Raw genomic sequence first — 2,612 nt, forward strand, 5'->3', positions numbered from 1 at the left:
ACCCAGCACGAGTCCTGCTCGGCGGCGACGCCAGCGCCGAAGCCATTGCGGCACTCCGGGAGGAGATGGGCCTCACGGAACCGCTGTACGTTCAGTATATCCGGTGGATGGGCCGGATCTTACAAGGAGATCTCGGCACCTCGGTGTTTAGCGACCAGAGTGTCCTCCAGATGCTCATTGGTGTGGCTGAACCGACGCTGAGTATTGCTGGGCTCGGGATGCTAATTGCGCTGTTGATAGCTATTCCCGCTGGCATCACCAGCGCCGTCAAACAGTACCAGTGGGAAGACTACGTCGCGACGACGGTCTCGTTCATCGGTATCAGCATGCCTGGGTTCTGGATCGGTATTGTCTTGTTGATCATTTTCGCTGACCGGCTCGGCTGGGTGCCGGCGTTCGGCTACGTGTCGTTCCGGCAGGGGATCATCCCCTGGCTAAAACACATCATTCTGCCGGCCTTGGCGGTCGGGCTCCCCTACGGCGGGATCTTGATGCGGATGACTCGGTCGTCAATGATGGAAGTGCTGAACGAAGACTACATGCGAACGGCGCGAGCCAAGGGGTTAGACGGCCGGCTGATCGTTTTTAAACACGGGTTACAGAACGCTCTCATCCCGATCGTTACCGTCGCGGGTATCCTGCTGGGCGTGCTGCTCGGCGGCGTCGTCGCTGTTGAAATCGTGTTCGGGATCCAGGGGCTCGGCCGGCTGCTGATTGCGTCGATCCAACGCCGGGATTTCCCAGCTATCCAGGGAGCGGTGATCCTCATCTCGTTCGTGTTCGTGTTCATGAACCTGCTCGTGGACGTGTTATACACGTCGATCAACCCGCAGATCAAGTACGGAGGTAGTGAGTGATGTCGGTCTCTGATCTCGTCGAAAGTGCGTTCAGCGGCTCGAGTGAGAGCGGGAAGACCTTTGGAATCCGGTCTGACCTGCTTGAGCGGTTCATCAAAACGATTCGGCGTGACCTCAGAGCGAAGATCGGGTTCCTCGTTGTCGCGCTGTTCGGGCTGTCGGCTATCTTTGCGCCGATGCTGGCGCCGTACGACCCGATGTCCCAACAGTTCCCGATACTGATGCCACCGGACCCGTTGAGTGCCAACCCACTCGGCACGGACTCATTCGGCCGGGACCTCCTGTCACGGCTGATGTACGGCGCCCGGATTTCGCTGGCCGTTGGCCTCGGGGCGGTTACATTTGGAGCGGTCCTCGGAATCCTGATCGGCTTGTTCGCAGGCTACTACGGTGGGTACATCGACGACCTGCTGATGCGGGCCGTCGACGTCATGTGGGCGTTCCCGTGGCTACTCATCGCCATTATGCTAGTCGCGATCTTCGGCCAGGGGTTCTGGAATGTCATGGTCGCTATCGGGTTCGCCTATATCGATGATTTCGCACGGTTGGCCCGTGGCGAGGTCCTGGCGATCCGTGAAGAGGAGTATACCATGGCGGCGAAGAGCGTCGGGCTCGAAGACTATGAGATCATCTTCGAAGAAGTGTTCCCGAACACGGTTGCGCCGCTTATTGTCCAATTCACAATCTTCACGGCGCGAGCGATCCTCGCTGAGAGCACCCTGTCGTTCCTCGGACTGGGCGTTAAACCGACGACACCGACGTGGGGAGCCCTCCTGGGACAGGGTCGCGGATTCATCACGCAGGCGTGGTGGATCTCCATCATTCCGGGGATCGCCATCATGGTGACTGTGCTTGGAATCAACCTCTTCGGCGACGCACTACGTGATGCCTTCGACGTGAAAGAGACTGGTCAAACATGAGCTCGCAACCACGTCCTACACAGCGGGCTGGTCCGTCCGTATCGACTACTGTCACCGAGGAACCGCCGCTGCTGGCTGTTGATAATCTCCACACGACGTTCACCACAGAACGTGGAGATGTCCCGGCCGTTGACGGGGTTTCCTTCGCGATTAACGAGGGGGAGGTATTCGGCATCGTCGGTGAGTCAGGTTCCGGAAAATCCGTCACCGCTCTCTCGTTGTTGGGTCTCGCTGACGGCGCGACCGTTACCGCCGATCGGCTGTGCTTCCGGGATGAAGACCTCCTCACCAAAGATGAGGCAGCCCTCCGCGAGATCCGTGGCAACGACATCTCGATGATCTTCCAAGATCCGATGTCGTCGCTCAACCCGGTGATGACCGTTGGCGAGCAAATCGCTGAGGTCGTTCGCCACCACGGTGATGTCGGTGAATCGCAGTCGCTGTTCGCAGAACTCCGGCGGAAGTACGTCACCGGCACCAGCGAGTCAAGCGCCTCGTGGCAACGAGCGGTCGAGTTGCTGGACACCGTCGGCATTCCAGACCCGGCCGACAGGGCGAACGAGTACCCGCACCAGTTGTCCGGCGGGATGAAACAACGGGTGATGATCGCGCAAGCGCTCGCCGGCGATCCTGACCTGATTATCGCTGATGAGCCGACTACCGCTCTCGACGTGACGATCGAAGCCCAGATCCTCAACGAACTGCTCGATCTGCGCGATGAGTTCGGCGTCTCTATCATGCTCATCACGCACGACTTAGCAGTCGTCCGCGAAACGTGCGACCGCGTGGCCGTGATGTACGCGGGCGAAATGATGGAGACGGCTGATACCAGGAC

3 protein-coding genes are annotated in these 2,612 nt (G+C 59.5%); all 3 read left to right on the forward strand.

Going from position 1 to position 2,612, the window contains the following annotated elements; translation table 11 throughout:
* Window positions 1–857 (forward strand): ABC transporter permease (locus tag EXE44_RS16250; RefSeq protein WP_241991848.1); only part of this gene is annotated, 857 nt, incomplete at its 5' end.
* Entirely contained in the window at window positions 857–1,777 is a 921-nt protein-coding gene (locus tag EXE44_RS16255; RefSeq protein ID WP_092922183.1) for an ABC transporter permease, read from the forward strand. The genes EXE44_RS16250 and EXE44_RS16255, both read left to right, overlap by 1 nt.
* The coding region (locus tag EXE44_RS16260) for an ABC transporter ATP-binding protein (protein ID WP_137717942.1) at window positions 1,774–2,612 on the forward strand (839 nt) is incomplete at its 3' end. The genes EXE44_RS16255 and EXE44_RS16260, both read left to right, overlap by 4 nt.

The organism is Halorubrum sp. SS7 (assembly GCF_005435055.1).
Classification (GTDB): domain Archaea; phylum Halobacteriota; class Halobacteria; order Halobacteriales; family Haloferacaceae; genus Halorubrum; species Halorubrum salinarum.

What these genes read in the sequence shown, in the direction of transcription:
- EXE44_RS16255 (WP_092922183.1), top strand. Translation starts at nt 857, where the DNA reads ATGTCGGTCTCTGATCTCGTCGAAAGTGCGTTCAGCGGCTCGAGTGAG.